The organism is Microbacterium sp. OVT16B, assembly GCF_019969705.1.
In the GTDB taxonomy this organism is placed as follows: domain Bacteria; phylum Actinomycetota; class Actinomycetes; order Actinomycetales; family Microbacteriaceae; genus Microbacterium; species Microbacterium natoriense.
Window position 1 is genome coordinate 2,642,677 of record NZ_JAHXZA010000001.1, and the last position, 26,134, is coordinate 2,668,810.

The 26,134-nt window shown below is 68.9% G+C and carries 30 protein-coding genes; 13 read left to right on the top strand and 17 right to left on the bottom strand.

Going from position 1 to position 26,134, the window contains the following annotated elements; genetic code table 11:
- Window positions 1–38 precede the first annotated feature (38 nt).
- Window positions 39–209: a hypothetical protein gene (locus LC438_RS12570; protein ID WP_181155805.1), complete on the bottom strand. Its 171-nt coding sequence runs from the start codon at window positions 207–209 to the stop codon at window positions 39–41.
- Between the two features lie 117 nt (window positions 210–326).
- Between LC438_RS12570 and LC438_RS12575 the strand changes: the two genes are divergently transcribed.
- Window positions 327–671, top strand: a complete 345-nt coding sequence (locus tag LC438_RS12575; protein ID WP_105672567.1) for a LysR family transcriptional regulator — start codon at window positions 327–329, stop codon at window positions 669–671.
- A gap of 177 nt (window positions 672–848) precedes the next feature.
- Window positions 849–1,484 (top strand): hypothetical protein, encoded by a 636-nt coding sequence (locus LC438_RS12580; protein ID WP_146114247.1) that lies wholly within the window; start codon window positions 849–851, stop codon window positions 1,482–1,484.
- Between the two features lie 310 nt (window positions 1,485–1,794).
- Here LC438_RS12580 and LC438_RS12585 read toward each other — a convergent pair whose 3' ends face one another.
- From LC438_RS12585 to LC438_RS12600, 4 genes are all read right to left on the bottom strand, one after another.
- Window positions 1,795–2,361, bottom strand: a complete 567-nt coding sequence (locus tag LC438_RS12585) for an alpha/beta fold hydrolase (protein WP_105672569.1) — start codon at window positions 2,359–2,361, stop codon at window positions 1,795–1,797.
- 190 nt (window positions 2,362–2,551) lie between these two features.
- Entirely contained in the window at window positions 2,552–3,385 is an 834-nt protein-coding gene (locus tag LC438_RS12590; protein WP_223586755.1) for a DNA-formamidopyrimidine glycosylase family protein, read from the bottom strand.
- 115 nt (window positions 3,386–3,500) lie between these two features.
- Complete coding sequence (gene ychF, locus LC438_RS12595) at window positions 3,501–4,574, bottom strand: redox-regulated ATPase YchF (protein ID WP_105672571.1); 1,074 nt, start codon at window positions 4,572–4,574, stop codon at window positions 3,501–3,503.
- 166 nt (window positions 4,575–4,740) lie between these two features.
- A complete protein-coding gene (locus LC438_RS12600) occupies window positions 4,741–5,481 on the bottom strand; it encodes a class I SAM-dependent methyltransferase (protein ID WP_105672572.1) in 741 nt (246 codons plus the stop codon).
- Between the two features lie 59 nt (window positions 5,482–5,540).
- On the opposite strand from LC438_RS12600, the gene LC438_RS12605 reads away from it, so the two are divergent.
- On the top strand, window positions 5,541–6,134 hold the full coding sequence (locus LC438_RS12605; protein ID WP_105672573.1) for a 3'-5' exonuclease: 594 nt from the start codon (window positions 5,541–5,543) through the stop codon (window positions 6,132–6,134).
- Window positions 6,135–6,174: 40 nt separating this feature from the next.
- Complete coding sequence (locus tag LC438_RS12610) at window positions 6,175–7,413, top strand: DNA recombination protein RmuC (RefSeq protein WP_105672627.1); 1,239 nt, start codon at window positions 6,175–6,177, stop codon at window positions 7,411–7,413.
- 136 nt (window positions 7,414–7,549) lie between these two features.
- Here the strand turns inward: LC438_RS12610 and LC438_RS12615 are convergent, their stop codons facing one another.
- Together LC438_RS12615 and glpX are read right to left on the bottom strand one after the other, a co-directional pair.
- Window positions 7,550–7,840: a hypothetical protein gene (locus LC438_RS12615; RefSeq protein ID WP_105672574.1), complete on the bottom strand. Its 291-nt coding sequence runs from the start codon at window positions 7,838–7,840 to the stop codon at window positions 7,550–7,552.
- A 182-nt stretch (window positions 7,841–8,022) separates the two neighbouring features.
- Window positions 8,023–9,009, bottom strand: a complete 987-nt coding sequence (gene glpX, locus LC438_RS12620; RefSeq protein ID WP_105672575.1) for a class II fructose-bisphosphatase — start codon at window positions 9,007–9,009, stop codon at window positions 8,023–8,025.
- 181 nt (window positions 9,010–9,190) lie between these two features.
- Here glpX and fbaA point away from each other — a divergent pair, with 181 nt between their 5' ends.
- Entirely contained in the window at window positions 9,191–10,219 is a 1,029-nt protein-coding gene (gene fbaA, locus LC438_RS12625; RefSeq protein WP_105672576.1) for a class II fructose-bisphosphate aldolase, read from the top strand.
- A 121-nt stretch (window positions 10,220–10,340) separates the two neighbouring features.
- Here the strand turns inward: fbaA and LC438_RS12630 are convergent, their stop codons facing one another.
- The 4 genes from LC438_RS12630 to LC438_RS12645 form a co-directional block, all read right to left on the bottom strand.
- Window positions 10,341–10,889, bottom strand: coding sequence for an MOSC domain-containing protein (locus LC438_RS12630; protein ID WP_105672577.1), 549 nt, complete (start codon window positions 10,887–10,889; stop codon window positions 10,341–10,343).
- Window positions 10,886–11,395 (bottom strand): DUF6264 family protein, encoded by a 510-nt coding sequence (locus LC438_RS12635; RefSeq protein ID WP_223586756.1) that lies wholly within the window; start codon window positions 11,393–11,395, stop codon window positions 10,886–10,888. Before LC438_RS12635 ends, LC438_RS12630 begins: the two co-directional genes overlap by 4 nt.
- A 291-nt stretch (window positions 11,396–11,686) precedes the next feature.
- On the bottom strand, window positions 11,687–12,478 hold the full coding sequence (locus LC438_RS18785) for an IclR family transcriptional regulator (protein WP_223586757.1): 792 nt from the start codon (window positions 12,476–12,478) through the stop codon (window positions 11,687–11,689).
- 2 nt (window positions 12,479–12,480) lie between these two features.
- Complete coding sequence (locus tag LC438_RS12645) at window positions 12,481–13,521, bottom strand: 4-hydroxy-3-methylbut-2-enyl diphosphate reductase (protein ID WP_308116192.1); 1,041 nt, start codon at window positions 13,519–13,521, stop codon at window positions 12,481–12,483.
- Between the two features lie 88 nt (window positions 13,522–13,609).
- Between LC438_RS12645 and xseA the strand changes: the two genes are divergently transcribed.
- Genes xseA through LC438_RS12670 form a run of 5 tightly spaced genes read left to right on the top strand, consistent with a single transcriptional unit; the run spans window position 13,610 to window position 17,905 of the window.
- Window positions 13,610–14,887, top strand: a complete 1,278-nt coding sequence (gene xseA / locus LC438_RS12650; protein ID WP_223586759.1) for an exodeoxyribonuclease VII large subunit — start codon at window positions 13,610–13,612, stop codon at window positions 14,885–14,887.
- 51 nt (window positions 14,888–14,938) lie between these two features.
- Window positions 14,939–15,169 carry an exodeoxyribonuclease VII small subunit gene (locus LC438_RS12655; RefSeq protein WP_223586760.1) on the top strand — a complete coding sequence of 77 codons (231 nt, stop codon included), beginning with the start codon at window positions 14,939–14,941 and terminating at the stop codon, window positions 15,167–15,169.
- The gene (locus LC438_RS12660; protein ID WP_223586761.1) at window positions 15,166–15,810 is read left to right on the top strand and encodes a DUF4245 family protein; all 645 of its coding nucleotides are present in this window, start codon (window positions 15,166–15,168) and stop codon (window positions 15,808–15,810) included. Before LC438_RS12655 ends, LC438_RS12660 begins: the two co-directional genes overlap by 4 nt.
- Complete coding sequence (locus tag LC438_RS12665) at window positions 15,807–16,457, top strand: carbonic anhydrase (protein ID WP_105672583.1); 651 nt, start codon at window positions 15,807–15,809, stop codon at window positions 16,455–16,457. Before LC438_RS12660 ends, LC438_RS12665 begins: the two co-directional genes overlap by 4 nt.
- Before the next feature lie 53 nt (window positions 16,458–16,510).
- Window positions 16,511–17,905 carry an aspartate ammonia-lyase gene (locus LC438_RS12670; RefSeq protein WP_223586762.1) on the top strand — a complete coding sequence of 465 codons (1,395 nt, stop codon included), beginning with the start codon at window positions 16,511–16,513 and terminating at the stop codon, window positions 17,903–17,905.
- Window positions 17,906–17,970: 65 nt separating this feature from the next.
- Here LC438_RS12670 and LC438_RS12675 read toward each other — a convergent pair whose 3' ends face one another.
- The 3 genes from LC438_RS12675 to LC438_RS12685 form a co-directional block, all read right to left on the bottom strand.
- Complete coding sequence (locus LC438_RS12675; RefSeq protein WP_374197879.1) at window positions 17,971–19,356, bottom strand: PhoH family protein; 1,386 nt, start codon at window positions 19,354–19,356, stop codon at window positions 17,971–17,973.
- Window positions 19,357–19,513: 157 nt separating this feature from the next.
- A complete protein-coding gene (locus LC438_RS12680) occupies window positions 19,514–20,644 on the bottom strand; it encodes an aminotransferase class V-fold PLP-dependent enzyme (RefSeq protein ID WP_223586763.1) in 1,131 nt (376 codons plus the stop codon).
- 22 nt (window positions 20,645–20,666) lie between these two features.
- Window positions 20,667–21,446, bottom strand: coding sequence for an isoprenyl transferase (locus LC438_RS12685; protein WP_105672586.1), 780 nt, complete (start codon window positions 21,444–21,446; stop codon window positions 20,667–20,669).
- Window positions 21,447–21,542: 96 nt separating this feature from the next.
- On the opposite strand from LC438_RS12685, the gene LC438_RS12690 reads away from it, so the two are divergent.
- Window positions 21,543–22,277: a hemolysin III family protein gene (locus tag LC438_RS12690; protein WP_105672587.1), complete on the top strand. Its 735-nt coding sequence runs from the start codon at window positions 21,543–21,545 to the stop codon at window positions 22,275–22,277.
- A gap of 27 nt (window positions 22,278–22,304) precedes the next feature.
- Here LC438_RS12690 and LC438_RS12695 read toward each other — a convergent pair whose 3' ends face one another.
- Window positions 22,305–22,589, bottom strand: coding sequence for a hypothetical protein (locus LC438_RS12695; RefSeq protein ID WP_223586764.1), 285 nt, complete (start codon window positions 22,587–22,589; stop codon window positions 22,305–22,307).
- Window positions 22,590–22,657: 68 nt separating this feature from the next.
- Here LC438_RS12695 and LC438_RS12700 point away from each other — a divergent pair, with 68 nt between their 5' ends.
- Window positions 22,658–23,044 carry a DUF4307 domain-containing protein gene (locus LC438_RS12700; protein ID WP_105672588.1) on the top strand — a complete coding sequence of 129 codons (387 nt, stop codon included), beginning with the start codon at window positions 22,658–22,660 and terminating at the stop codon, window positions 23,042–23,044.
- 96 nt (window positions 23,045–23,140) lie between these two features.
- Window positions 23,141–23,629, top strand: a complete 489-nt coding sequence (greA, locus tag LC438_RS12705; RefSeq protein ID WP_105672589.1) for a transcription elongation factor GreA — start codon at window positions 23,141–23,143, stop codon at window positions 23,627–23,629.
- 63 nt (window positions 23,630–23,692) lie between these two features.
- On the opposite strand, the gene ilvA is transcribed toward greA, so the two are convergent.
- Together ilvA and LC438_RS12715 are read right to left on the bottom strand one after the other, a co-directional pair.
- Window positions 23,693–24,922 (bottom strand): threonine ammonia-lyase, encoded by a 1,230-nt coding sequence (gene ilvA, locus LC438_RS12710; RefSeq protein WP_105672590.1) that lies wholly within the window; start codon window positions 24,920–24,922, stop codon window positions 23,693–23,695.
- Window positions 24,919–26,115: an AI-2E family transporter gene (locus LC438_RS12715; protein WP_223586765.1), complete on the bottom strand. Its 1,197-nt coding sequence runs from the start codon at window positions 26,113–26,115 to the stop codon at window positions 24,919–24,921. The genes ilvA and LC438_RS12715 overlap by 4 nt, the downstream gene beginning before the upstream one ends.
- Window positions 26,116–26,134 lie beyond the last annotated feature (19 nt).

A 26,134-nucleotide genomic window follows, 5' to 3' on the forward strand; every position in this document is an offset into this window, starting at 1 on the left:
GTCATCGACGCAGGTCGGCGGATGACACGGCATCCCGCTCACTCGCGCTGCCGGCTGTGGTCCTTCAGGTCGGGTGCCGATCGCAGGATGTCGGCGATCTCCTCCTCCGGCCTCGGAGCGACGTTCTCGTCGATCTCCAGTTCCGGGACGGTCGGCTCGCCGGGCGCGGGGATATGCCCGTGAGGGGCATGCTCATCGTGGTCGGGCACGGCTGCTCCTTCGGTCGGTGACACGCACAGCGTACGCCGACCGCGTCGCTGCGGCACCGTCGCGACGCGTACGCTGGGGAGTCGACCGCGATCCTCGCGGGGAAGGAACGGCTCTCCGTGAACATCACCCAGCTTCGACGTTTCGTCGCCGTCGCCGAGGAGCTGCACTTCCCCCGCGCCGCAGAGTCCCTCGGCATCCCGCTCGCCGCGCTCTACTCGACGATCGAGAAGCTGGAGGACGAGGTGGGGCACCCTCTCGTCACACGTGGAGGCGAGACGAAGGTCACCGCCGCCGGGCTGCTCCTGCTCGATGAGGCGAGGGAGCGGATCGCCGCGGAGCCGGCTCCCGTCGCGAAGCCTGTCGCCCCGGCCGGCGGCAAGGCCAAGGCCTCCAAGGGCAGGGGCCGCGCACCGGTGGTCAAGGGTCAGCCCAAGCCCTACAAGAAGCGCCAGGGGCGCTAGGAACCACCTCTGCGTCTCCGTTCCCGTGCCCGCTCACTCAGCGAAGGAGTGAGCTGGTTGCGAGTTCATCACGATCAGCAAGACACTCTCACCGCCCTGCGCTGATGGAGCCGATGGAGCCGATGGAGCCGATGGAATCGATACTGTCTACGCATGCGCCGTATCATCGCCCCCATCATGGTCATCGCCGCCGCCACAGCGTCCCTCGTCTCCTGTGCGGCGACCCCGAAGGCTCCTCCGACACCCTCCTCGATCGAGTCGACGACCACCGAACCCTCCCCCAGCACAGACGAGTCACCTCAGCTCGTGGTGGGCATCAACGGCGTCACCTACATCGAAGGCGCGGATACGGCGAGCGCGCAGTACGACGATGCTGCGGCGCTGCTCGCGCTGCTTACCGAAGCGACCGGTGAGTTGCCGACGCCCACCGAGATCGAGGACCCGCCGGGATACGAGATGGACAAAGTGGCCTACGACTGGGAGGGCCTGAAGGTCATCACGGATGCAGGAGGCACAGGGGCCGCCAGCATCAGCGTCAGCGGGCCCGAGGTCGACGGCGTCCCGATCGCGACAGAGGAGGGCCTCTCCGTCGGCTCGTCCCGTGCCGATCTGTCGGCCGCGAACGGCTGGGACCAATGGGATGAGGACGGCGACGGCACGGCAGACTATGTCGGGCTTGGCGGTGTCCCGGTGCCGGGGACGACGTCCCTAGCGCATCCCGGTGAGGTCGGGATCCTCTTCCTGCTGTTCGTGCTGGATGGCGACACCGTGGTGCAGATCATGGCGCCGTCGAACGACTTCAGCGACCTGTGAACCGCGGCAAAGCGACCCGGCAGCCTAACGTCCGACGGGCATCTGCCCGATCGCCGTCGCGAACAACGAGATCCAGACGATGAAGAACGCCAGCTGCAGAAGGGTACCCAGGATGCCGATCACCATCGCCCATCTCGCCAGCCCGCGCCCGCTCTCCGCATTGCCGAGCGTATCGAGCTGATGCCTCGCGAAGAACGACAGGATCAGACCGGCCAGGGGGATGACGAAGGCCGCGATGAACGCGACGAGCGCCAGGGTGTCACCTTGGCGGATGCGGGGATCTGGGTCACGCGATCAGCATAGGGCGAACTCAGTCCCAGTCGAGGTACTCCTCGATGACCACGGCGGTCTCGATCGGGTGGTGCATCGGGAAGAGGTGGTCGCCGCCGATGGTCTTGATGCTCGACCGGTCGGGGATCGTCGAGTGCAGGCGCTCGGCATTGACCGGCGGGTTCGCGTCGTCATCGGTGCCCTGCACGATGAGCACGGGGATCGCCGGCGCGATCTCGACGTCGGCCTCCTCGACGCCGAGCAGGAGGAGGCCGTTCGCGCGGTCGGGGTGCGCCGCGACGAGCGCGCGCGCCACGGTCCCGCCGAAGCCGTGCCCGCCGATCCACGTGTCCTGAAGACCGACATGATCGATGACGGCGAGAGCATCCTCGACCCGCTCCTCGAACGAGGCGCCGGCAGCGTCGGCCCTGTGCCCGATGCGCAGCACATGGAACCCGGCTTCCTCGGCGAGGTAGTGCGCGACGACGCCGAGCACGTCGGCGGCGAGGCCGTGCTCCTGGATCAGCACGAGCTTGACCGGACCGTCTCCCTCATCGACGAAGGGGATCGCACGTCCGTCGGGCTCGAAGATCTGGGTGTCGGTCATCTGCGTCGGTCTCCTTGCACGATCGATGCTTCGTCTGCGGCGCTGCGCCTGGGTGTATGGGCCGTCGCTAGCCTCAAGGACCGAAACGGCCTCTCCAGCGTATCTCCCCACAACCGTGCGACGGACGGGCGCGTCGCCGGAAGCGCCGACGCCCCTGCTGCTCGGCCGGTTCAGATCGCTCTATCTGGACTTACAGCACGCCCCCGTCCGCCTGATCCGGCTGGCACCGGGGGCAACGCTGCGCGGATGCTCCTCCGAAGACGTGGTCGACGATCATCGTGCCGCACACTGGGCATGCCTGCCCGCCGCGCCCATGGACAGACATGGCTTGGATCTTGGCGGGTTTGAGGGCGTCCGGAGGCAGCCCCCGGCGGTCGGCGAGCGCTCCGCGCATGATGTCGACGGTGGCGGCGAACAGCCTCTCTCTGGCCTCGGAGTCCAGCACCGCAGCGTGCACGACCGGAGAGAGACGTGCCCGGTGCAGGATCTCATCGGAGTACGCGTTGCCGATTCCCGCGACGGATGTCTGCTCCTGCAGCAGCGCCTTGATCTGCTTCTTGCGGGTGCCGAGCGCGCGCTCGAAGTCCTCGCGGGAGAACTCTGCCGAGAGAGGATCAGGGCCGAGTGCCGCGATGCCCGCGACGTCCGAAGGGACGTCCACGATCGCAGTTGTGACAGCGAGGAAGTCGCCCGCGTCGACGATCCGCATCACTGCACCGTCATCGAAGGTGACGCTCGCGACCTCCGGAACCGGCTCTTCGACGGAGACATCTCCTGCCGCCTTCCACCGGATCCAGCCGTTGCGTCCGAACCCGATGATCATCCACCCCGCCGAGGTATCGATCCCGAGGTGCTTCCCGAATCGCCGTAGACCGGAGATTCGCGCGCCGATGAGCGACGCAGGCGGGCGTTCGCGGGTCTTGACGATGCGGAACTCGCCGATGTCGATCTCAGCGATGACACGGTCTCGGACTCGCTCATCGAGGAACTCGACGAGCGCCTGCACCTCCGGAGATTCGGGCATGCGTCCATCGTCGCACCGGCATCCGACATACGGCCGCCGCCCATGGACGCTGACGGCGGTCGATCCATCAGGGAGATGGTGTCAGCCCACACAGGATGCGACTCGCCGCGAATGCTCAGTTGTTGAAGCGGAACTCCACGACGTCGCCATCCTGCATGACGTAGTCCTTGCCTTCGAGGCGGGCCTTGCCCTTGGCTCGGGCCTCGATGACCGACCCCGTCTCGACGAGGTCGTCGAACGAGACGATCTCCGCCTTGATGAACCCCTTCTCGAAGTCGGTGTGGATGACTCCGGCGGCCTGCGGGGCCTTCCAGCCCTTGCCGATGGTCCAGGCGCGCGCTTCCTTGGGGCCCGCCGTCAGGTACGTCTGCAGGCCGAGGGTGTCGAAGCCGATGCGGGCGAGCTGGTCGAGACCCGACTCGTCCTGTCCCGTCGAGGCCAGCAGCTCGGCGGCATCCTCGGGGTCGAGGTCGATGAGCTCGGACTCGATCTTCGCGTCCAGGAAGATCGCCTTCGCGGGGGCGACCAGCGCGGCAAGCTCCTCCTTGCGGGCAGCGTCCGTCAGCACGCCCTCGTCGACGTTGAAGACGAAGATGACGGGCTTCGAGGTCAGCAGGCCGAGCTCGCGGATCGGCGCGAGATCGAGGCCGGACACCGAGAGCAGCACGCCGCGCTCGAGGGCCTCCTTCGCCGCCTGCGCGGTCTCGAGCACGATCGGCTCGATCTTCTTGCCGCGGACTTCCTTCTCGTAGCGGGTGATCGCCCTGTCCACGGTCTCGAGGTCGGCGAGCATGAGCTCCGCGTTGATCGTCTCCATGTCGGACGCCGGGTTCACCGCGCCGTCCACGTGCACGACGTCGTCATCGGCGAAGCCGCGGACGACCTGGGCGATCGCGTCGGCCTCGCGGATGTTCGCGAGGAACTTGTTGCCCAGACCCTCGCCCTCGCTCGCGCCCCGGACGATGCCGGCGATGTCGACGAACGACACCGCGGCGGGGAGAATGCGCTCACTGCCGAAGATCTCCGCGAGCTTGTCGAGACGCGAGTCGGGCAGGTTCACCACGCCGACGTTGGGCTCGATCGTCGCGAACGGATAGTTCGCCGCGAGCACGTCGTTCTTGGTGAGAGCGTTGAAGAGGGTGGACTTGCCGACGTTGGGCAGGCCGACGATTCCGATTGTAAGAGCCACGGAAGTCGAGTCTACCGGGGGCGGATGCCGCGAGCCTGCGCCCGGTAGACGCCCTCCCGGATCCGGATCTCCGCTCGAGATCCGGAAGGTTCACGCGCGACGATCCGGATCCCGGTCGATTGGCCGGGTCTCGGAGCGCCCGGTCGGCAGGATCCCGCCGCAGGACTCAGCTCCTGATCGCGCGGAACGCCCGCGTCACGTACGGCAGATCGATCACGGTATCCCCATGGAGTCCCAGCTCGTCGAACAGGGCGTCCATCTCGCCGTGGACACGCGCCTTCTCCTCATCGGATGCCGTGATGATGTAGCTGCGCGACGACGCCATGCTGTGCAGCTGCTCCCGGGTGATGGGCCGCACCCATTCCCAGGTCTCCTCCTCGAGCTCCCCGAACGGCGTCGCGACCGAGGGGCCTCCCTCGGCCATCATGATCTCGGCGTTGCTGCCGTGCATGATCTCGGTGAGACGGCGCACCCAGTCGGCGCGCTCGTCGCGAAGGTTCCAGATCAGCCCCAGCACTCCCCCGGACTTCACGACGCGCCCGACCTCCGCGGAGGCCGTCACGGGGTCGACCCAGTGCCACGCCTGGCCGAGAACGACGGCGTCGAGACCCGCATCCGGCAGCGGCAGCGACTCGGCGGTGCCGACGAAGGTCGGCACGCCGGGCACGGCATCGCGCAGGGCGGAGAGCATCGCAGGATCCGGGTCGATCGCCACGATCTCGGCGTCCGGGGCCGCGGCGAGCACTCGGGTGAGCTTGCCCGTGCCCGCCCCGACGTCGGCGATGCGCGTGGAACCCGCGGGCATCGGCTCGAGCATCCAGGCGACCGCCTCGAACGGATAGTCGGGTCGCCCCGCCTCGTAGTTCCCCGCCTCTGCTCCGAACGACGTCGCCATATCCTCAGCCATATCGCCAGCCTACGGCGAGTCTTCCGGACCCGCTCGGAGGGCGGGGTGAAAGTGGAGAGGTGCCCCTGGACTTCACCGCGATCGACTTCGAGACGGCGAACTCCAGCCCCGCCTCGGCCTGCTCCGTCGGACTCGTCCGCGTTCGCGACGGCCGCGTCGTCGCCACCGCGGGCTGGCTGATCCAACCGCCCGCAGGCCACGACGAGTTCCAGGAGTGGAACGTCAAGATCCACGGCATCCGTCCGCACGACGTGAGGGATGCCGCCACCTGGTCCGAGCAGTTCGACCGCCTGTGCGCGTTCGCCGGCGCCGACGTGCTGGTCGCACACAACGCCGGATTCGATCTGAACGTGCTGCGCCGCGCCTCGGAGGCGACGGGCGAGATCTGCCCGCCGTACCGCTCGCTGTGCAGCCTGCAGGTGGCGCGGAAGACGTACGAGCTCGACTCCTACCGTCTGCCCAAGGCCGCTGCCGCCGCGGGATTCTCGGAGTTCTCGCACCACGATGCGCTGGCCGACGCCCGCGCCTGCGCCGAGATCGTGATCGACTCCGCCCGACGTGCCGAGGCGTCGGACGTGTTCGGTCTCGCCAGGGCTCTGGGCCTCCGCGTCACCGAACCGGTCGCCGCCGCGGAGGAACGCGCCGTCGCCTGACATCCCGCCGATGTCGGTGGTCGAGGGCATCATCGGATCCATGGATCCTCTGACGATCGTCCTCCTCCTCATCGCCCTCGCGGCCGGTGCCGCCCTGGGCTGGTACCTGCGCGCGGGCCGAGGAGCGGCGGAGCTGGCCAGAGCACAGGCCGAGCTCGCCGCCGCGCGCGACGACCGCGACAGACAGTACGACCTGTATCGTGATGCCGTCGAGCATGCCCGTGAGGAGCAGCGGGCCGAGGCGATCCGCGTGCAGCAGCAGAACGCCGTCCTGACGGCGCTCGCTCCCGTGCGCGAGAGCCTCCAGCAGATGCAGCACAAGGTCGCGACGATCGAGCAGGAGCGCCATGCGCAGTTCGGGTCGCTCGCCGAACAGCTGCGTCGCGCACAGGAGTCCGATGAGGCGCTGCGCGCGACGACCGAGTCGCTCGCCGGAGCGCTGAAGTCGACCGCGACCAGGGGCGTGTGGGGTGAGACGCAGCTGCGGCGCGTCGTCGAGGCCGCGGGCCTCACCCGGCACGTCGACTTCGATCTGCAGTCGACCATCTCCTCGGATCGCGGCGTCGGCCGGCCCGACATGGTGATCAGGCTCGCCGGTGGCGCGTCGATCCCCGTCGACGCGAAGGTCCCCCTCGACGCCTATCTTGAGGCATCGGCGCTGCCGGCGGGCGACGCGCACGAGGCGGAGCGGCGCATGCTCATGCAGAAGCACGTGAAAGCGGTGCGCGCACACATCGACGCGCTCACCAAGAAGGCCTACTGGTCTGGCCTCGAGTCGAGCCCCGAGTTCGTGATCTGCTTCCTGCCGAGCGAGTCGCTGCTCTCCGCGGCGATCGACGAGGATCCGACACTGCTCGACTACGCGTTCAGCCGCCGGGTGGCGCTGGCCTCGCCCGTCAACCTCTGGGCGGTGCTCAAGACGGTCGCCTACACCTGGACCCAGCAGGAGGTGTCGACCGAGGCTCGCACTCTGCTCGCCCTCGGCACGCAGCTGTACGACCGCCTCGGCGTGCTGGCCGGCCATGCCGACGACCTCCGCCGCGCCCTGGAGCGCACGGTCGACAGCTACAACCGCTTCGCCGGTTCACTGGAGAACCGCGTGCTCGTGACGGCCCGGCAGTTCCCCGGCGTCGACTCCTCGACGCTCGACGCGTCACCGCAGGTGATCGGGGGCAGCGCGCGCCGATTCACAGCGGCCGAGCTCGTCAGCGATGTGGATGCCGCCGAGCCCGTGCGGGCCGAGCTGGGCGACGTGCGTCAGCGGCTCGAGGGCGACTGAGGCCGTCGAAACGACCAGAGTCCGACCGGAGTCCAGTCCGACCAGAGTCCGCTCCGATGAGCGACCTGATCAGGCGACGATCAGAGACCTGATCAGACGACGCCGGAGACTCAGTCAGGCGACGCCAGAGGCCTGATCAGGCGACGCCGGGGACGCCCGAGAGCAGGAGGATCACCAGTCCGCTGGTGGCGAGGAACGCGCCGATCATCCACCAGGCGCTGACCTCGTGTCCCTCGTCGCGACGCACGCGGAAGAGCACATCGGCACGGCGAGCCGGGTCGACCGCGTGGACCGTGGCGGCGGAGGCGGCTGCTGCTTTGGCTGCCGCGTCGATCTCATCGACGTTCACCCGGAGGATGCGCCCGGTGTTCGTCGTGACGAACTTGGTCGGCGCGGCCTTCGAATCGCTCGTGTGCTGCGTTGCCATCTGCTTCGCCCTCCTGTGTCTGCGGTGCCTGCGGCTCCGTCGACGGTGAGAAACCCAGAGACAATTGTCACACGACGCGCACGGAAACCACGGCTCAGCGCTCCGGGCAGGGGTTCCGTCTCGATAACGATGCCGCGCGCACCTCAGCTCTCACGATGGCGCGCGTCGCCGTCAGCGCAGGATCAGAGCCACTTCGAGACGAGGTGCTCCGAGGCGATCCGCCGCAGGGTGCCCGATGCGCCGCGCAGCACGACGCTCTCGGTGTAGATGTAGCCGCCCTCGCGACGCACACCCGCGACGAGCTGGCCGTCGGTCACGCCCGTCGCCACGAAGATCGTGTTGTCCCCCCGGACGAGGTCGTCGGCCTCATAGACCTTGTCCATGTCGAGACCGGCGTCGATGCCGCGCTGACGCTCGTCGTCATCACGAGGCCACAGGCGGCCCTGGATGTGACCGCCGAGCGCCTTGATCGCGCACGCGGTCACGATGCCCTCGGGGCTGCCGCCGACGCCGACGCACATGTCGGTGCGCGCGCCGTGGCGTGCGGCGTTGATGCCGCCCGCGACATCGCCGTCGCTCATCAGACGGGTGCCGGCTCCGGCATCCCTGATCTCCTGGATGAGCTGCTCGTGGCGCGGACGGTTGAGGACGGAGACGACGATCTCGTCGACCGGCTTGCCCAGCGCGGCCGAGAGACGACGGATGTTCTCGCCGATCGGGAGGCGGATGTCGACGACGCCGACGCCCGCGGGACCGGTGACGAGCTTGTCCATGTAGAAGACGCTGGACGCGTCGAGCATCGTTCCACGGTCGGACACGGCGATCACCGACAGCGCGTTCTGGCGGCCGGCTGCTGTCAGGGAGGTGCCGTCGATCGGGTCGACCGCGATGTCGCAGAGCGGCCCGGTGCCCGTGCCGACGACCTCGCCGTTGAAGAGCATCGGGGCGTTGTCCTTCTCGCCCTCGCCGATGACGACCTGCCCCTGGAAGGCGACGGTGCCGAGGAAGGCGCGCATGGCGTCGACGGCCGCACCGTCGGCGGCCTCCTTCGCGCCACGGCCGATGAACGGCACCGCACGGATCGCGGCCGCCTCGGTCGCGCGCACCAGCTCCATTGCGAGGTTGCGGTCGGGACGAAGAGGGCTCAGATCACCAGTCAGACTCACCATGCGGCAAGAGTAGCCAGAATCGCGGTGGCAATCGCCTCCTTTCGGGCGAAATCGCAGGAAGGAATCGTGATTCTTAACCGTGCGGCAGAGAGTCCCCCTCCGGAGCGTCATCCCGACGGCATCCCCTCCCCTTCCCGGCTAGAGTGACTGCTGTCCCGGCTCACCTATCGCAGGAGTTCTCATGCCCGTCGCCACCCCGGACCAGTACGCAGAAATGCTCGACCGCGCGAAGGCCGGCGGCTTCGCGTACCCCGCATTCAACGTCTCGAGCTCGCAGACGATCAACTCCGTCCTCCAGGGCCTGACCGAGGCCGGCTCCGACGGCATCATCCAGGTCACCACGGGCGGCGCCGACTACTTCGCCGGCCACACGGTCAAGGCCCGCGCCACCGGTGCTCTCGCCTTCGCCCGGTACGCGACCGAGGTCGCCAAGAACTACCCCGTCACCGTCGCGCTGCACACCGACCACTGCCCGAAGGACGCCCTCGCCGGCTTCGTCGAGCCGCTGATCGCCGCTTCCGAAGAAGAGGTGAAGGCCGGCCGCAACCCGATCTTCCAGTCGCACATGTGGGACGGCTCGGCCGTTCCCCTCGCGGAGAACATCGAGATCGCCAAGGACCTCCTCCCCCGCATGAAGGCGATCAACGCCATCCTCGAGGTCGAGATCGGCGTCGTCGGCGGCGAAGAGGACGGCGTGCAGCACGAGGGCTCGAACGAAGCCCTCTACACGACCTTCGCCGACGTCGACCAGGCCGTCCAGGCCCTGGGCCTCGGCGAGCAGGGCCGCTACATCGCCGCCCTCACCTTCGGCAACGTGCACGGCGTGTACAAGCCGGGCGGCGTGAAGCTGCGCCCGGAGCTCCTCGGCGAGATCCAGGCCGAGGTCGCTGCGAAGTACAACACGGCTGCCAAGCCCCTCGACCTCGTCTTCCACGGCGGCTCCGGCTCGACCGACGAGGAGATCGCCCTTGCGGTCGCCAACGGCGTCATCAAGATGAACATCGACACCGACACGCAGTACGCGTACACGCGTGCGATCGCCGACTACATGTTCAAGAACTACGACGGCGTCCTGAAGGTCGACGGCGAGGTCGGGAACAAGAAGTTGTACGACCCGCGCGCTTGGGGCAAGATCGCGGAGACCGCGATGGCCGCCCGTGTCGTCGAGTCGACCCGCCAGCTCGGCTCCTACGGACAGTCGAAGAGCTGACAGACGAGAATCGTCACGGAATGCCCCGGCCGGGAACGGCCGGGGCATTCTCCGTCTGAGCGGGGTTCTTCCCGGACAGCCGCGAGCCCCGCCGTCGGCGGCGCCGCGCACGGGTTGCGGGTCACGGACCCCGGTAGATGTCCAGGATGCTCGGGGCGTGATCGGGGCGGTGGACCACGACGATCTCGTCGCCGGCCTCGATCCTGCCGTTCTTCACCACGCGGAGGTAGGGACCGAGACGACGCGCATCCGAGAAGCGCTTCACCCAGCCGCGTTCCGCATCGCCGCCGACGCGACGGGCGAACGTCTGGCACGGCGTGCGCGGCATGGTGACCTCGACGATCACGGTCGAGCCGATCCGCCACTGCTCGCCCACCAGGGCCGCGTTCACATCGATGCCCTCGACCCGCAGGTTCTCCCCGAACCACCCAGGAGGAGTGTCGCGTCCGAGCTCGGCCGCCCAGTAGGCGGCATCCTCCTCGGAGTACGCGTACAGCGCCTTGTCCGGTCCGCCGTGATGTCTGCGATCGGCCTGCACGTCGGCGTAGACGCCGTAGGAGCCGACCTTCACCGGCCCCTCGACCGCCCTCTTGTCGATCGCGGTGATCCCGACGGTGCCGGCATCCGGCAGCAGCTGATGGACAGCGCAGACGGCGACGAGACGGCTCATCGCGTCGTCATGCTCTCGAGGTACGCGATGAACGCCGGGTCTCCCATCAGAGGGATCGCCGCGAAGATCGAAGTCACCAGCAGCGTCACCGCGGCGCCGACGAGCGGCACCCACCAGGTGAGCTTGCCCTGGCGCAGCCTCCGCAGCGAGATCACGGCGGTGAGGCACCATCCGATGACGAGCACGATCGCGGCGACCGTGCCCCAGATCCTGCCCTGGTCGTAGTTCGTGAACTCCCCGTCGATCCCCATCACCTTCATGACCTCGGTCATGACCCTGCCGAAGTCGAGGTACGACAGGCCAGCGGTGATGACGTTGACGAGGCCGTAGGCGAGCAGCACGACGGTCGCGAACCGGTCGACGGGGCGACGGGGCGCTTCTGCGGGCGCGGCCTCGGAGGCGACAGGAGCGACGGACTCGACCTCGCTCAGCGGCGGGAGGCCGGCGGCTCTGCGCTGTTCTTCCGGAGTCGCGAGTTCGCCGTACTGTGGCCGCTGATCGATCATCACGCCATGCTAACCGCCCTGGCCTGGAGCGGCATCCAGGCGGAGACGAGCGCTGCTCCCCTGGCGCCGTGCCGCGAGAAAAGCCCCGAACATGATGGCGGCCCCGGCGGAGTGGGGACTCCTCGGGGCCGCGGACTCAGAGCACTGGGGACGCTCTTCATCCAAGTGGGCTGCAGAACGCTGGGGACGTTCCACCTCCTGTAGCGTCGTTGCACTGACGACTACAACTCTGATCATAGGAAAGCGCATGCCATTGCGCTAGATGCAGTTCTTCAAATAGTGAACCGACGGTCAGATACTGAACTCCGCGCCCGGGCCGCCACCGTCCAGAGCATCCGCTCCGAGCTGGAGCGAGAGCCGTCTCGCGGCGCGCCGCAGCGAGGTCACCAGCGTCATGTCGACGACCGCGAGCTCCGCAGGCAGCGAGATCGCCAGGGATGCCGTGACGTTCGGCGCGATGACCGGGACGGCGACGCAGGTGGCGCCGATCGCATACTCCTCGCGGTCGACCGCGAACCCGGGTGAGTGCTCCAGCTGGGCGAGGAGCGTCGCGCGGTCGCTGATGGTGCGCGGCGTGAGCTCCTCCAGTCGGTGCCTGGCGAGGTAGTCTGCACGCTGCTCCTCCGACAGATCGGCCAGGATCTGCTTGCCCAGCGCCGTCGCGTGCGCGCTCGACTGCAGCCCGACCCACAGCTCGACCCGGGGGTTCTGCACCGCATCGACGATGTCGACGAGGTGCATCTCCCCGTCGGCGTAGCGGGAGAGGTACGCCGTCGCACCGACCTCCTCGGTCACGTCTCGCAGCGCCGCGCGGACCCTGGCGAGGAACACGCCCCTGGCGTCGAGCTCCGTCTGGAAGGCGGGGAACCGACTCCCCAGCACGAGCCCGTCGGGCTCGCTGGACAGATAGCCCTCGTGTACCAGGGTGCGGACCAGGTTGTACGTGGTACCCGGCGTGAGGCCGGTGATGGCGGCGAGCATCTTCGCCGGGAGAGGACGGGGCGAGTTCGCGACGATGTCGACGAGGCGAAGGGCGCGCTGCACCGAGCCGATGAGGGTGGGTTCCGCTTCCGCGGCGCTCACTCCTATGCGCCCCCGGAGGCCCGCCCGCCGAGGGCGCGCGCGTCGCGCTGCCCCGTGGCGTCCTGCCTCAGCTCCTTGGGAAGCGAGAACATGAGGTCCTCCTCAGCCGTGCGCACCTCTTCGACGTCGTGGTAGCCGGCGCCGTCGAGAGCATCCAGCACCTCGCGCACGAGCACCTCGGGAACGGATGCTCCGCTGGTCACGCCGACCGTGGCGACGCCGTCGAGCCACTCCTGCTTGACCTCCTCCGCGTAGTCCACGCGGTAGGCGGCCTTGGCGCCGTACTCGAGCGCGACCTCGACGAGACGCACCGAGTTCGACGAGTTCGAGGAGCCGACGACGATCACGAGGTCGGCGTTCGCCGCGACCTTCTTGATCGCGACCTGACGGTTCTGGGTGGCGTAGCAGATGTCGTCGGACGGCGGGTTGTGCAGCTCGGGGAAGCGCAGACGGAGTCGGTTCACCGTCTCCATCGTCTCGTCGACGGAGAGCGTGGTCTGCGACAGCCAGACGACCTTCGACGGATCCTTGACCTGGACGGTGTCGGCTTCCTCCGGGGAGTTCACGACCGTGACGTGCTCGGGGGCTTCACCCGCCGTGCCCTCGACCTCTTCGTGTCCCTCGTGCCCGATGAGCAGGATCTCGAAGTCGTCCCGTGCGAAGCGCACGGCCTCGCGGTGCACCTTGGTCACCAGGGGGCAGGTCGCGTCGATCGCGTGGAGTCCTCGATCCGACGCCGCGTTCACCACTGCCGGCGAGACGCCGTGCGCGCTGAAGACGACATGGGCGCCCTCAGGCACCTCATCGACCTCTTCGACGAAGATCGCCCCCTTGGCCTCCAGCTCGGTGACGACGTGGATGTTGTGGACGATCTGCTTGCGCACGTAGACCGGCGCCCCGTAGCGCTCCAGCGCCTTCTCCACCGCCACCACCGCACGGTCGACGCCGGCGCAGTAGCCGCGGGGAGCGGCGAGCAGAACCCGCTTCTGTCCCTGGACCGGGTTATCCTGAAGCCGCCCGGCCGCCGCACGCACTCGTGGGATACGCGGGGCAGGCAGATGCACGGCAGTCGAAGTCACTCTGGAATTCTACCGCCGCAAAGCTGGACAGAGCCGGGTAGGACGGGAGCACATGACGGTCTTCGAAGCCGAGACGGCGCCGGGCGAGGCGCCGCCCGCCGATGCTGTCGCGCCGCGCGATTCGACGGCGGATGCTCCGACCTCGGTCGCACGGCTGAATGCGACCATCCGCGACTTCGTCGCCAAGTGGAACACGGTCTGGGTCGAAGGCGAGATCACCTCCTGGAACGTGCGTGCAGGCAACGTGTTCGCCCGCCTCAAGGACACGCGCTCGGATGCCCAGATCTCGATCAGGATCTGGTCGAGCGTGCGCGCGCGCATCCCGAACGACCTCGGCGTCGGCGATCACGTCATCGCCGCGGTGAAGTCCGACTACTTCGTCAAGAGCGGCGACTTCAGCTTCGCCGTCTCGGCCATGAAGCACGTCGGCCTCGGCGATCAGCTCGAGCGCCTGGAGAAGCTGCGCGCGCAGCTGCGTCAGGAGGGTCTGTTCGACCCCGCGCGGAAGAAGCGGCTCCCCTTCCTCCCGCACGTGATCGGACTCATCACCGGCGAGCGCTCCGATGCCGAGAAAGACGTGCATCGCAACGCCGAGCTGCGGTGGCCGCAGGTGCGGTTCCGCACCGAGTACGCCGCCGTGCAGGGTGACCGCTGCGTACCCGACACTCTCGCCGCACTCGCCCGGCTGGATGCCGACCCCGAGGTCGACGTCATCATCATCGCCCGCGGGGGCGGCGATCCGCAGACCCTGCTCGGCTTCAGCGACGAGCGCCTCGTGCGCGCCGTGGCCGCTGCGTCCACTCCGATCGTGAGCGCGATCGGTCACGAGAACGACCACCCCCTGCTCGACGACGTCGCCGACCTGCGAGCCTCCACTCCGACGGACGCGGCGAAGCGCGTGGTGCCCGATGTGGGAGAGCAGCGCGCGCTCATCGCGCAGCTGCGTTCGCGCGCGACGACCCGGCTCACGCAGCGCGTCGGCCATGACATCGCGCAGCTGCAGCAGCTGCGCTCGCGCCCGGCGCTGCGCTCCCCCGATCCGATCATCGACAACCGCGCTCAGGAGCTGTGGCTGCTGCAGTCCAGGGGACGCGACACGATCTCCCGCCAGCTCGACGCCGCAGCGCGGAAGACCAGCGAGCTGCGTGCCTCCCTGCGTGCACTCTCGCCCGCGGCGACGTTGGCCCGCGGCTACGCGATCGCCCACCTCGACGGCGGTGTGATCCTGCGCGACGCCGCCGACGCCCCCGCCGGCACTCCGCTGACGATCACCGTCGACCGGGGATCGGTCGCCGCGGTGTCCGACGGCGAGATCTCCGAAGCGCCCTGACGATGACCGGGCCCGAGGGGAGTGTCCCCGGGCACCGCGTAGGATGGTGGGGTGAGCGCGCAGAACGACACCCCGGTTGAGACGCTGTCGTTCGAGGCCGCACGCGACGAGCTCGTGAGGGTCGTCTCCGAACTCGAGCAGGGCGCACCGACCCTCGAGCAGTCGCTGGCCCTGTGGGAGCGCGGCGAAGCTCTCGCCGCCCGCTGCGAGGAGTGGCTGCTGGGCGCGAAGCGCCGCCTGGACGCCGCCCGTGCCACGGGATCCGAAGAGGACGAATCGTGAACAAGCCCGCCCCCATCGTCGCCGAGCTCGGACGCCCGGAGACTCCCGAGGAGACCGCGGCGCGCAAGGCCGAGTCCAGCAGGGCCTACCGCTCCAGCCAGAACGTGCGCAGCCTGGTCGCCGCCCTCATCGTGACGCTGGCGGTCGTCGCCGTCATCGTCTTCGCGGTACCGCGGGGCGAGCCGGCATCCGCCCCCAAGGTCGACATCGCCGGTATCGCCGCCGATGTCGAATCCACCATGAAGCGCCCCGTCATCCTCCCCGATACCGGCACCTTCTGGCGCGTCAACGCGGCGGAGCTGACCAGCGGATCCACGGTCGTGTGGGACGTCACTCTCGCTCCGAAGGGCGACAAGGAGCGCGGATACATCAAGATCGCGCAGGCCTTCGACGCCGAATCCAGCTGGGCCCCGCAGCGTCTGAACGGCACGGCTCCCACAGACACCACCACGATCGGCGGTGTCGAGTGGGATGTCTACCGGGTCGGCGACGCCGGTGCGAAGCAGAACATCACCTACGCGATCGGCACCCAGGCCGGATCCGACTACGTGCTCCTGTACGGGTCGCGTTCGGCCGATTCGACGGCCGAGCTCGCCGAATCCCTCATCCCGCAGATCCACGCCCTCTCGGAGGCCTCATGACCACGGCTCTCACCCCCGCCGCCGCCTGGAAGCAGATGCAGGAGGGCAACCAGCGCTTCGTCGCCGACGAGCCCCGCCATCCCAACCAGGACGTCGCTCGGAGGAAGGACCTGGCCGCAGCGCAGAACCCGGTGGCTACCCTCTTCGGATGCTCGGACTCGCGCCTTGCGGCCGAGATCATCTTCGACCTCGGCCTCGGCGACCTGTTCGTCGTGCGCAATGCGGGCCAGGTCATCGGCGAGTCGATCGTCGCGAGCCTGGAGTATGCGGTGGCCGTGCTGAACGTGCCGCTGATCGTGGTCCTCGCGCACGACTCCTGCGGTGCGGTGCGGGCGGCGATCGACGGCACCGCCATCGACGCCGCTCCCCTGCCTCCGCACATCTGGAAGCTCATCGCCCCGATCGTCCCCGCAGCCCGCAAGGTGCTCGTCGAGAACGGCGGCACCACGGTCGCCGACATCGACTCGGAGCTGGTCGGCCGGGAGCACCTGCGCAACACCGTCAGCGACCTGCTGCAGTCGTCGGAGCTCATCTCCAACGCCGTCGCAGAGGGTCGCCTGGGCATCGTCGGCGCCAACTACCGACTGGCCGAGGGCACCGCCGTCCCGGTCATCACCGTCGGCATCGACGCCACAGACCCCCGATAGAAGCACCAGACACACATCCAGGGGAACGACCCCGAAACCAAGGAGGGTTCGGAATGACCGACACCGAGTACCGCATCGAGCACGACACCATGGGCGAGGTGCGGGTGCCCGTGAACGCGCTCTACGGTGCGCAGACCCAGCGAGCCGTGGAGAACTTCCCGATCTCGGGCAAGGGCCTGGAGTCGACGCAGATCGCCGCCCTCGCGCGCATCAAGAAGGCCGCAGCGCTCGCCAACAAGGAGCTCGGCACGCTCGACGGCGCCATCGCCGACGCGATCGCCCAGGCCGCGGACCAGGTCGCCGCCGGCATCCACGACGGCGAGTTCCCGGTCGACACCTACCAGACCGGCTCCGGCACGTCGTCGAACATGAACATGAACGAGGTGCTCGCGACCCTCGCGACGCGCATCCTCGGCGCGACCGTGCACCCCAACGACCACGTGAACGCGTCGCAGTCTTCGAACGACGTGTTCCCGACGTCCGTGCACATCGCCGTCACCCAGGCGCTCATCGACACGCTCATCCCCGCGCTCGACCACCTCGCCGTGGCTCTCGAGGCCAAGGCCGAGCTGTGGAAGGACGCCGTCAAGTCCGGCCGCACGCACCTCATGGACGCCACGCCCGTGACGCTCGGCCAGGAGTTCGGCGGCTACGCGCGTCAGATCCGCCTCGGCATCGAGCGCGTGCAGTCTGCTCTCCCCCGCGTCGCGGAGGTCCCGCTCGGCGGCACCGCTGTCGGCACCGGCATCAACACGCCGCTCGGATTCCCGCAGAAGGTCATCGCGCTGCTCGCGGCCGAGACCGAGCTGCCCATCACCGAGGCGAAGGACCACTTCGAGGCGCAGGCCAACCGCGACGGCCTCGTCGAGGCATCCGGCGCCCTGCGCACCATCGCGGTCTCGCTGACCAAGATCAACAACGACCTGCGCTGGATGGGCTCCGGCCCCAACACCGGTCTGGGCGAGCTGCACATCCCCGACCTGCAGCCCGGCTCCTCGATCATGCCCGGCAAGGTCAACCCGGTCGTCCCGGAGGCCGTGCTCATGGTGTGCGCCAGGGTCATCGGCAACGACGCGACCGTGGCCTGGGCCGGCGCCTCCGGCTCGTTCGAGCTGAACGTCGCGATCCCGGTCATGGGCACGGCGCTGCTCGAGTCGATCCGCCTCCTCTCGAACGCCTCGCGCGTGCTCGCCGACAAGACCGTCGACGGCCTGCAGGCGAACCTGGAGCGCGCAGCGGCGTTCGCCGGCATGAGCCCGTCGATCGTGACGCCGCTCAACAAGCTCATCGGCTACGAGGCCGCGGCGAAGATCGCGAAGCACTCGGTCGCCAAGGGCATCACGGTGCGCGACGCCGTGATCGACCTCGGCTACGTCGAGCGCGGAGAGCTGACCCTCGAGCAGCTCGACGAGAAGCTCGATCTGCTGAGCATGACGCACGCCGGCTGAGCCGGTCGTCACAAGACGGATGCCGCGGGGACCTGGTCCCCGCGGCATCCGTCTTTCTGCGTCTGTCAGCTGAGCTCGCTGCCCTCCAGCAACTCGGTCACGAGTGCGGCGATCGCCGAGCGCTCGGAGCGCGTCAGGGTGACGTGGGCGAACAGGTCGTGCCCCTTGAGTGTCTCGATGACGCTGGCGATGCCGTCGTGACGGCCCACGCGCAGGTTGTCTCGCTGTCCGACGTCGTGGGTCAGGATGACCCGCGAGTTCTGACCCATGCGGCTCAGGACGGTCAGCAGCACGTTGCGCTCCAGGGACTGCGCCTCGTCGACGATCACGAACGCGTCGTGCAGCGAGCGCCCGCGGATGTGCGTCAGCGGGAGCACCTCGAGGATGCCGCGCTCGACGACCTCCTCCATGACGTTGCCCGAGACGACCGAGCCGAGGGTGTCGAACACCGCCTGGCCCCACGGTCCCATCTTCTCGTCGCGGTCGCCGGGGAGGTACCCCAGGTCCTGCCCGCCGACGGCGAACAGCGGCCGGAACACGATGATCTTCTTCTGCTGCTGGCGCTCCAGCACGGCCTCCAGCCCGGCGCAGAGCGCCAGGGCCGACTTGCCGGTGCCCGCACGTCCGCCGAGGGAGACGATGCCGATGTCGGGGTCGAGCAGGAGGTCGATCGCGATGCGCTGCTCGGCGGAGCGGCCGTGCATGCCGAAGATGTCCCGATCGCCGCGGACGAGCCGGTACTCCCCGTCGCGGGTGACCCGTCCGAGCGCGGATCCCCGCTCCGAGTGGATGATGAGTCCGGTGTTGACCGGCAGCCCCCTGGCGTCCTCGCTGAGGCCGACCTCGCTCTCGTAGAGGTCGCTGATCTCGTCTCCGGAGAGGTCGAGGGTCGTGATTCCCGTCCATCCGGAATCGACGGCCTGCTCGGCGAGGTACTCCTCGGCGCGCAGGCCGAGCGATGCCGCCTTCACGCGCATCGGGAGGTCCTTCGACACGATGGTGACGTCCTGCCCGTCTGCGGCGAGGTGCATGGCCACGGAGAGGATGCGGGTGTCGTTGTCGCTCAGCCGGATCCCGGCGGGGAGCACCGATGAGTCGGTGTTGGCGAGCTCGACGCGGAGCGTGCCGCCGTCGCCCACCTCGACCGGGAAGTCGAGTCGTCCGTGCTCGACCCGCAGATCATCGAGGTGGCGCAGCGCCTGACGGGCGAAGTAGCCGATCTCGGGGTCGTGGCGCTTGCCTTCCAGTTCGCTGATCACGACCACCGGGAGAACGACGGAGTGTTCGGCGAAGCGGAAGAACGCCTGCGGATCGCTCAGCAGCACGGACGTGTCGAGCACGTAGGTGCGGAGGTCCTGATCAGGGCCCTGCGGCGACGCCCCTCGCGTCGTCTTGCGGGTGGACTGCTGCTGCGCGGTGCCTGTGGGCTGCTGCGCTGTACGTGAGGTCACGACCACTCCCGACCCGGGGATTCCCGGCTTTGCGAACGAGTCGACCAGGGGGTCACGAGTCGAGAACCTGAGGCCGACCCGACCGGGCGCCTTGCCCGATGCCTAGAAGGTACGACCAGGCGCGGACATTTCCGCGCGACGACACGCCATCGATTCGTTACGCGCTGATGAACGTCTCGTTGCCGAAGGATGCCAGGGTGTCGTCGAGGAGCTGCAGGGTCGCGTCGTCCGTCCCGGCGTGCGGGGCCAGACGCACCGATGCGCCGCGGGCGGTGACGACGAGCCCGGCGTTCGCGAACGCCGCCGCGAGCCGCGCGGGTTCCTCGGGCGCCAGCGTCACGATCCCCGCGCGGGCGGTGCGCTCACGGGGAGAGCTCACCGCGATGCCGTGCCGGTCGGCGATCTCCAGGACCGCATCGACCCGCTCCGCGAGGCGCTCCTCGATCGACGCGACGCCGGCGTCGCGCACATCGCGGACGCCGATCGCCAGCCGCCCGGCCGCCAGCGTGTCCGGGCGGCTGACCGTGTACGCCTGCCCCGACGCCGCCGGCGCAGGCAGCTCGTCGATGACGAGTCCGGATGCCGTGGTGCCGGTGATCCCGCTGAGGACGGGCACGATGCGCTCCCGCGCCCGCGCGGAGAACCACGCGAAGCCGGTGCCGCGTCCCGCCCTGAGCCACTTGTATCCGTGGCCGACGACGACGTCGGCCGCGGCGTAGTCGGCCTCCACGAGACCGAAGGACTGCACGGCGTCGAGGATCAGCAGACGGTCGGGGCCGATCAGCTCGCGCAGGGCGGCGATGTCGACCCGGTAGCCCGTGCGGAAGTCGACGTGACTCACCGCGACCGCCGACACCCCGTCGTCGAGCGCTCCGGCGACGGCATCCGGCGTCACGCGCCCGTCCTCCGGGGAGATCCATCGCGGCACGAGGGCGCCGTGAGAAGCCTGGGCTGCGCGCTCCAGAGTGAGACTGACGCTCGGGAACTCCCCTGTCGCGGCGACCACAGCGCCCGAGAGTCCGTACAGCGCCTGCATGAGACCGTGCGTCGACGAGCCCTGCAGGGTCACGTCGGCGGCGTCTGCGCCGAGGAGCTCGGCGACGAGCTCCTGTGCCTGCCCGAGGCGCTCCTCCACCAGCGCGAGCGACGACGGACGTCCGCTGCCGAGCAGATCGGCGTCGGCGAAGACCTCCTCGCGAACCGAGGGCGACAGCGGCCCGAAGGCCGCCCAGTTCAGATAGCCGGGTTCGGCGTCGAAGGTCGCGAGGTAGTCGTCGAAAGTGCTCACCGCGTCATTCTGGCACGCCGGCTCAGCGGCCGAAGCGGCGGTCGCGGTCGGCGTAGTCGCGGATCGCGCGGAGGAAGTCGACCTGGCGCAGGTCAGGGCCGAGAGCCTCCACGAAGTAGAACTCGCTGTGCGCGCTCTGCCAGAGGAGGAAGTCGCTCAGCCGCTGCTCACCGCTCGTGCGGATCACGAGGTCGGGGTCGGGCTGGCCGCCCGTGTACAGGTGCTCGCCGATCATCTCGGGGGTGAGATGGGCCGCGAGGTCCTCCATCGTCCCGCCGGAGGCCTCGTGCTTCACCAGGATGCTGCGCACGGCGTCGACGATCTCGTTGCGTCCGCCGTAGCCGACCGCGAGGTTCACATGGAGTCCGGTGTGATCGCGCGTGCGTTCCTCGGCATCCGCCAGCACCCGCGCGAGCTCCTTCGGGAGGATGTCGGAGCGCCCGACGTGCTTGACCCGCCAATTGCCCTCGCGGGAGAGCGCCTCGGCGAGCTCCGCGATGATCTCGATCAGGTCGGCGAGCTCCGCGGAGTCGCGCTTGCGGAGGTTGTCGCTCGAGAGGAGGTACAGCGAGACCACCCGGATGCCGAGCTCATCGCACCAGCCGAGGAACTCCCGCATCTTGGCGGCGCCGGCGCGGTGGCCCTCCGCCGGCGTCGTGTAGCCCAGCTGTCTCGCCCACCGACGGTTGCCGTCGATCATCATGGCGACGTGGTGCGGCATGGACGCGCGGTTCAGGTGGCGGCGCAGTCGGCTGGTGTAGAGCCGGTACAGCGGACCTCGCCCCTGACTCTCCCGTGACATCACTCCCCTACGCTACCGCGCCGGAGGGCCCTGAGCCGGAGCGGAAGCTGTGGATATGTACGCCGCACGGCATGCGGCCCGGCCTAGAGTGAGCACGTGAGCACACCCGAGCCCTCGCTTCCCGACGTCCCGCAGCTGCCGCTCCTCGACGCGGCGGCGAAGGACGCCGCGGTCGAGATCAAGCCGACCTGGCGCGGCTGGATCCACGCCGGCATCTTCCCGATCGCGATCGTCGCGGGCATCGTCCTCATCGCGCTCACGGTCGGAACTCCCGGCAAGTGGGCATCCGCGGTGTTCATGGCGACCTCGCTGCTGCTGTTCGGCAACTCGGCGCTGTACCACCGCTTCAACTGGCGCCCCGCCGTCAAGGTCATCCTCAAGCGCATCGATCACGTGAACATCGTGCTGCTGATCTCCGGAACCTACACTCCGCTCGCCGTGCTCGCACTCCCCCCGGAGAAGGGCACGCTGCTGCTCGTGTTCGTGTGGAGCGGCGCACTGCTCGTCATCCTGTTCCGGGTGTTCTGGCTCAACGCCCCCCGCTGGCTCTATGTGGCTCTCTACCTGGCGCTGGGCTGGGCCGCGGTGATGTACATGGGCGATCTGTTCCGCGCGAATGTCGCGATGGTGGTGCTGGTGATCGTCGGTGGACTGCTCTACACGGTCGGCGCGGTCATCTACGCGATGAAGAAGCCCAACCCGTGGCCGGGTCGCTTCGGCTTCCACGAGATCTTCCACGTGTGCACGGTGCTCGCGTTCCTGTGTCACTGGGCGGCGTGCCTGCTCATCGCGCTTGCTCCGCTGAGCCCCTCGCTGGGCATCCCGGGCTGATCGCCCGGAGGGGCCGCCCTCAGCGCCTCAGCGCCTCAGCGGATCGTCATCGCCCTCGTCGACGATCGGGAGGTCGGCGTCGGTCTCGGTGGCTCTGTCGGCCGCGAGCGCGGCCTCTTCGGCATCCAGCTCCTCCCTGACCTCCTCGCGGTACCGCACGCGCCGGATGCGGCGGTTCATGTCGAGGATGAGCAGGATCACCGCGATGAGGATGATCACGACCGCGGCGAAGCCGACGAAACCGGGGGTGACCAACTCCGGCTTCACCGTCATCGTGGGCGTCGGCATCGGGGTGTCGGTCAGAGCGAGCATGTGTCGGCCTTTCATGCGCAGGTCGCATAACCTGGAACCACCAGCCTAACGACCGGAAGACCCCACCCGTGACGACCGCACAAGAGCTCGACGAACGCTATGGCCGCACCCGCAGGAAGCGGATGCCGTGGATCATCGCGATCGTCGTCGCCGTCGTCGCGATCGGCGCGTTCGGATGGATGACCGCTGTGCGCGAGATGCAGTCGGTGGATGCCGACGATCTCGGCTTCGACCTCGTCGACCAGCACAGCGTGAATGTGCGGTTCCAGCTCACCGGAGTGCAGGGGAAGGCCGTCACGTGCATCGTCGAAGCACTCGACGAGGAGTTCGGCGTCGTGGGCTGGAAGGTCGTGGAGATCCCCGCAGGGGATGACCATTCCCAGGCGCTGTCCGCCACGGTGCCGACCGTGTCGAAGGCCACCACAGGTTTGGTGAACACCTGCTGGGTCGCCTAGACTCGACGCAGACAGACGACGCCCTGGCACCGTGCCGGGGCGTCTTGGCATATCCCCCGCAGGTGCGGCCGGGATACCGAACGAAGGAGCTTCGTCATGTCTACCGATGCTCAGGTTCCCTTCCTCACGCAGGAAGCATACGACCGGCTCGTCGCTGAGCTGGAGCACCTGTCCACCACCGGCCGCGACGAGATCGCCAAGCGCATCGAGGCCGCACGCGAAGAGGGCGACCTCAAGGAGAACGGCGGATACCACGCCGCCAAGGACGAGCAGGGCAAGCAGGAGGCGCGCATCCGCACGCTGGAGAGCCTCCTCAAGACCGCGAAGGTCGGCGAGGCTCCCGCGAGCCGCGGCATCGTCGAGCCGGGCACCGTCGTCACCGCGATCGTCGCCGGCGGCGAAGAGGTCTTCCTCCTCGGCAGCCGCGAGATCGCGGTGGGCAGCGACCTCGACGTGTACAGCGAGGCGAGCCCCCTCGGACAGGCGATCCTCGGCCTCAAGGTCGGCGAGAAGTCGTCGTACGAGGCTCCGAACGGCCGCTCGATCTCGGTCGAGATCGTGGACGTCGAGACCTACACGGGCTGATCGCGTCCCGCATCACACGAAGAAGCCCCGTCCTCACGGACGGGGCTTCTTCGTGTGATGCGCTCAGTCGGGGACGACGATGGGCTCGAAGCCCGCACGGCGCAGCGTGTCGAGCGTGTGCTCGGAGTGCTCCGCGCCACGCGTCTCGACGCTGAGTTCGAGGAACACCTCGCTGATCTGCAGGCCGTGCCCGTGCCGGGTGTGCATCGCCTCGATGACGTTGGCTCCGGCCTCGGCGATGAGCTCCGACACGCGGGCGAGCTGACCGGGCCGGTCGGGCAGAGGAATGCGGATGGTGAGGTACCGACCGGATGCCGCGAGCCCGTGCGACACGACGCGCTGCAGCAGCAGCGGATCGATGTTACCCCCGGAGATCACCGCCATGGTCGTGCCGGTCGCCGTGACCTTGCCGGCGAGGATCGCCGCCACTCCTGCGGCTCCGGCGGGCTCCGCGACGACCTTCGCCTGCTCGAGCAGCACGAGGATCGCACGCGCCAGGTCGTCATCCGTGACCGTGACCACCTCGTCGACGAGGTCCTTGATGATGTCGAACGGGATCGCCCCTGGGCGCGCCACGAGGATGCCGTCGGCGATCGTGGGCCGTGTCTCGATGTCGACGGGGTGTCCGGCCACGAGCGACGGCGGGATCGCGGCCGCGTTCTCGGCCTGGACGCCGATGATGCGGACCGTGCGTCCGAGCTCGGCGGCACGGGCCTTGACCGCTGCGGCGACGCCGGCGATCAGGCCGCCCCCGCCGATGCCGAGGAGGATGGTGTCGACCTCGGGAGCGTCTTCGAGGAGCTCGAGTCCGAGCGTGCCCTGGCCGATCACGATGTCACGGTGGTCGAAGGGGTGGATCAGCACGGCGCCGGTGCGTTCGGCGAACTCGGCCGCGAGACGGAGCGACGTCGCGACCGTCTCCCCCTCCAGCACGACGTCGGCGCCGTAGCCCCTGGTCGCGAGCAACTTGGGGACGGGAACGCCCAGGGGCATGAAGATCGTGGCGGGGATGCCGAGCGACTGCGCGGCCAGAGCGACGCCCTGGGCGTGATTGCCGGCGGATGCCGCCACGACGCCGCGTGCGCGCTCCTCGGGGCTCAGCCGCGACAGCCGGTAGGCGGCCCCGCGGATCTTGAAGGATCCGGTGCGCTGCAGGTTCTCCATCTTCAGCAGCACCGGCGCGCCCAGAATGTCCGACAGCGCACGGGACGGCAGCGTCGGCGTGTGCGAAATCACCTCAGCCAGGCTCTGAGCCGCGTGCTCGAACTCGGTCAGGCTGGGGACTGCGCTCATCGATTGCTCCTTCTCCGCTGCCGCGGGACTGTACTCCAGATAAGGTCCGCATCGGGCTGGGCGCCGGTGCGCCAGGATCCGGTGCTGACGGTGACGGCCGCGACGTTGACGAACGCCGCGAGGGGAACCGCGAACAGCGCCCCGGGGATGCCGCCGATCATCGAGCCGCCGGCGACGACGAGCACGACCGCGAGCGGGTGCACCTTCACCGCGGAGCCCATCATGATCGGCTGCAGGATGTGACCCTCGACCTGCTGGACGAGGAGCACGACTCCGAGCATCGCCAGGGCGATCCACGGTCCGTTGTAGACGAGGGCGAGCAGGACGGCGATCGCGCCCGTGACGACCGCTCCGACGATCGGCACGAACGAGCCGAGGAACACCAGCACGGCGACGGGGATCGCGAGCGGGACGCCGAGCAGCAGCGCGCCGAGCCCGATGCCCACGGCGTCGATGGCGGCGACGAAGAGCTGCGTGCGGGCGTAGTTGACGATCGTCGCCCACCCGTTGCGGGCGGCGCCGTCCGCGGCGGGGCGAGCGGCTCGCGGGAAGAGCCGCAGCGTCCACTTCCAGATGCCCCCGCCGTCGGCGAGCAGGCAGATCAGGATGAACAGGGAGAGCACGGCTCCGGTGACGATGTGCGCGGCCGTTGCGCCCACGACGAGCGCGCCGTTCCAGAGGAGCTTCGCCTGCTCGTTGATGAACGTGCGACCCGCGTCGAGGTAGTCCTGGATCTGCTTCTCGCTGAGGTGCAGGGGCCCGTTCAGCAGGAACTGGCGGAACTCCTCGATGGCGTCGGTGCTGCGCGCCTGAACGTCGGGCAGCTGGGAGCGCACCTGCCAGACCACGAGAGTCATCAGCACGGCGACGATCGCGAGAGTGCCGGCGATCGCGATTGCGACCGCCGCCCAGCGGGGGAACCTGTGCCGCAGCATCCACTCGAACGCCGGCCAGAGCAGGGCGGTGATCAGGATGCCGACCATGAGCGGGATCACCAGGAGCTTCAGCTGGATGACGATCCAGATGAACCCGGCGACCACTGCGGCGATCAGCAGGATGCGCCACGCATAGCCCGCCGTGATGCGCAACCCGATCGGAACGGCCTCGTCGGCCTCTGTGGTGACGGTGCGGTCGGTCGAGACCGGGCGCGGGCGGAAGAGATCCCTCAGCCTCGGACGCTGCTCTTCACTCATCGCCCAAGTCTACGGGGAT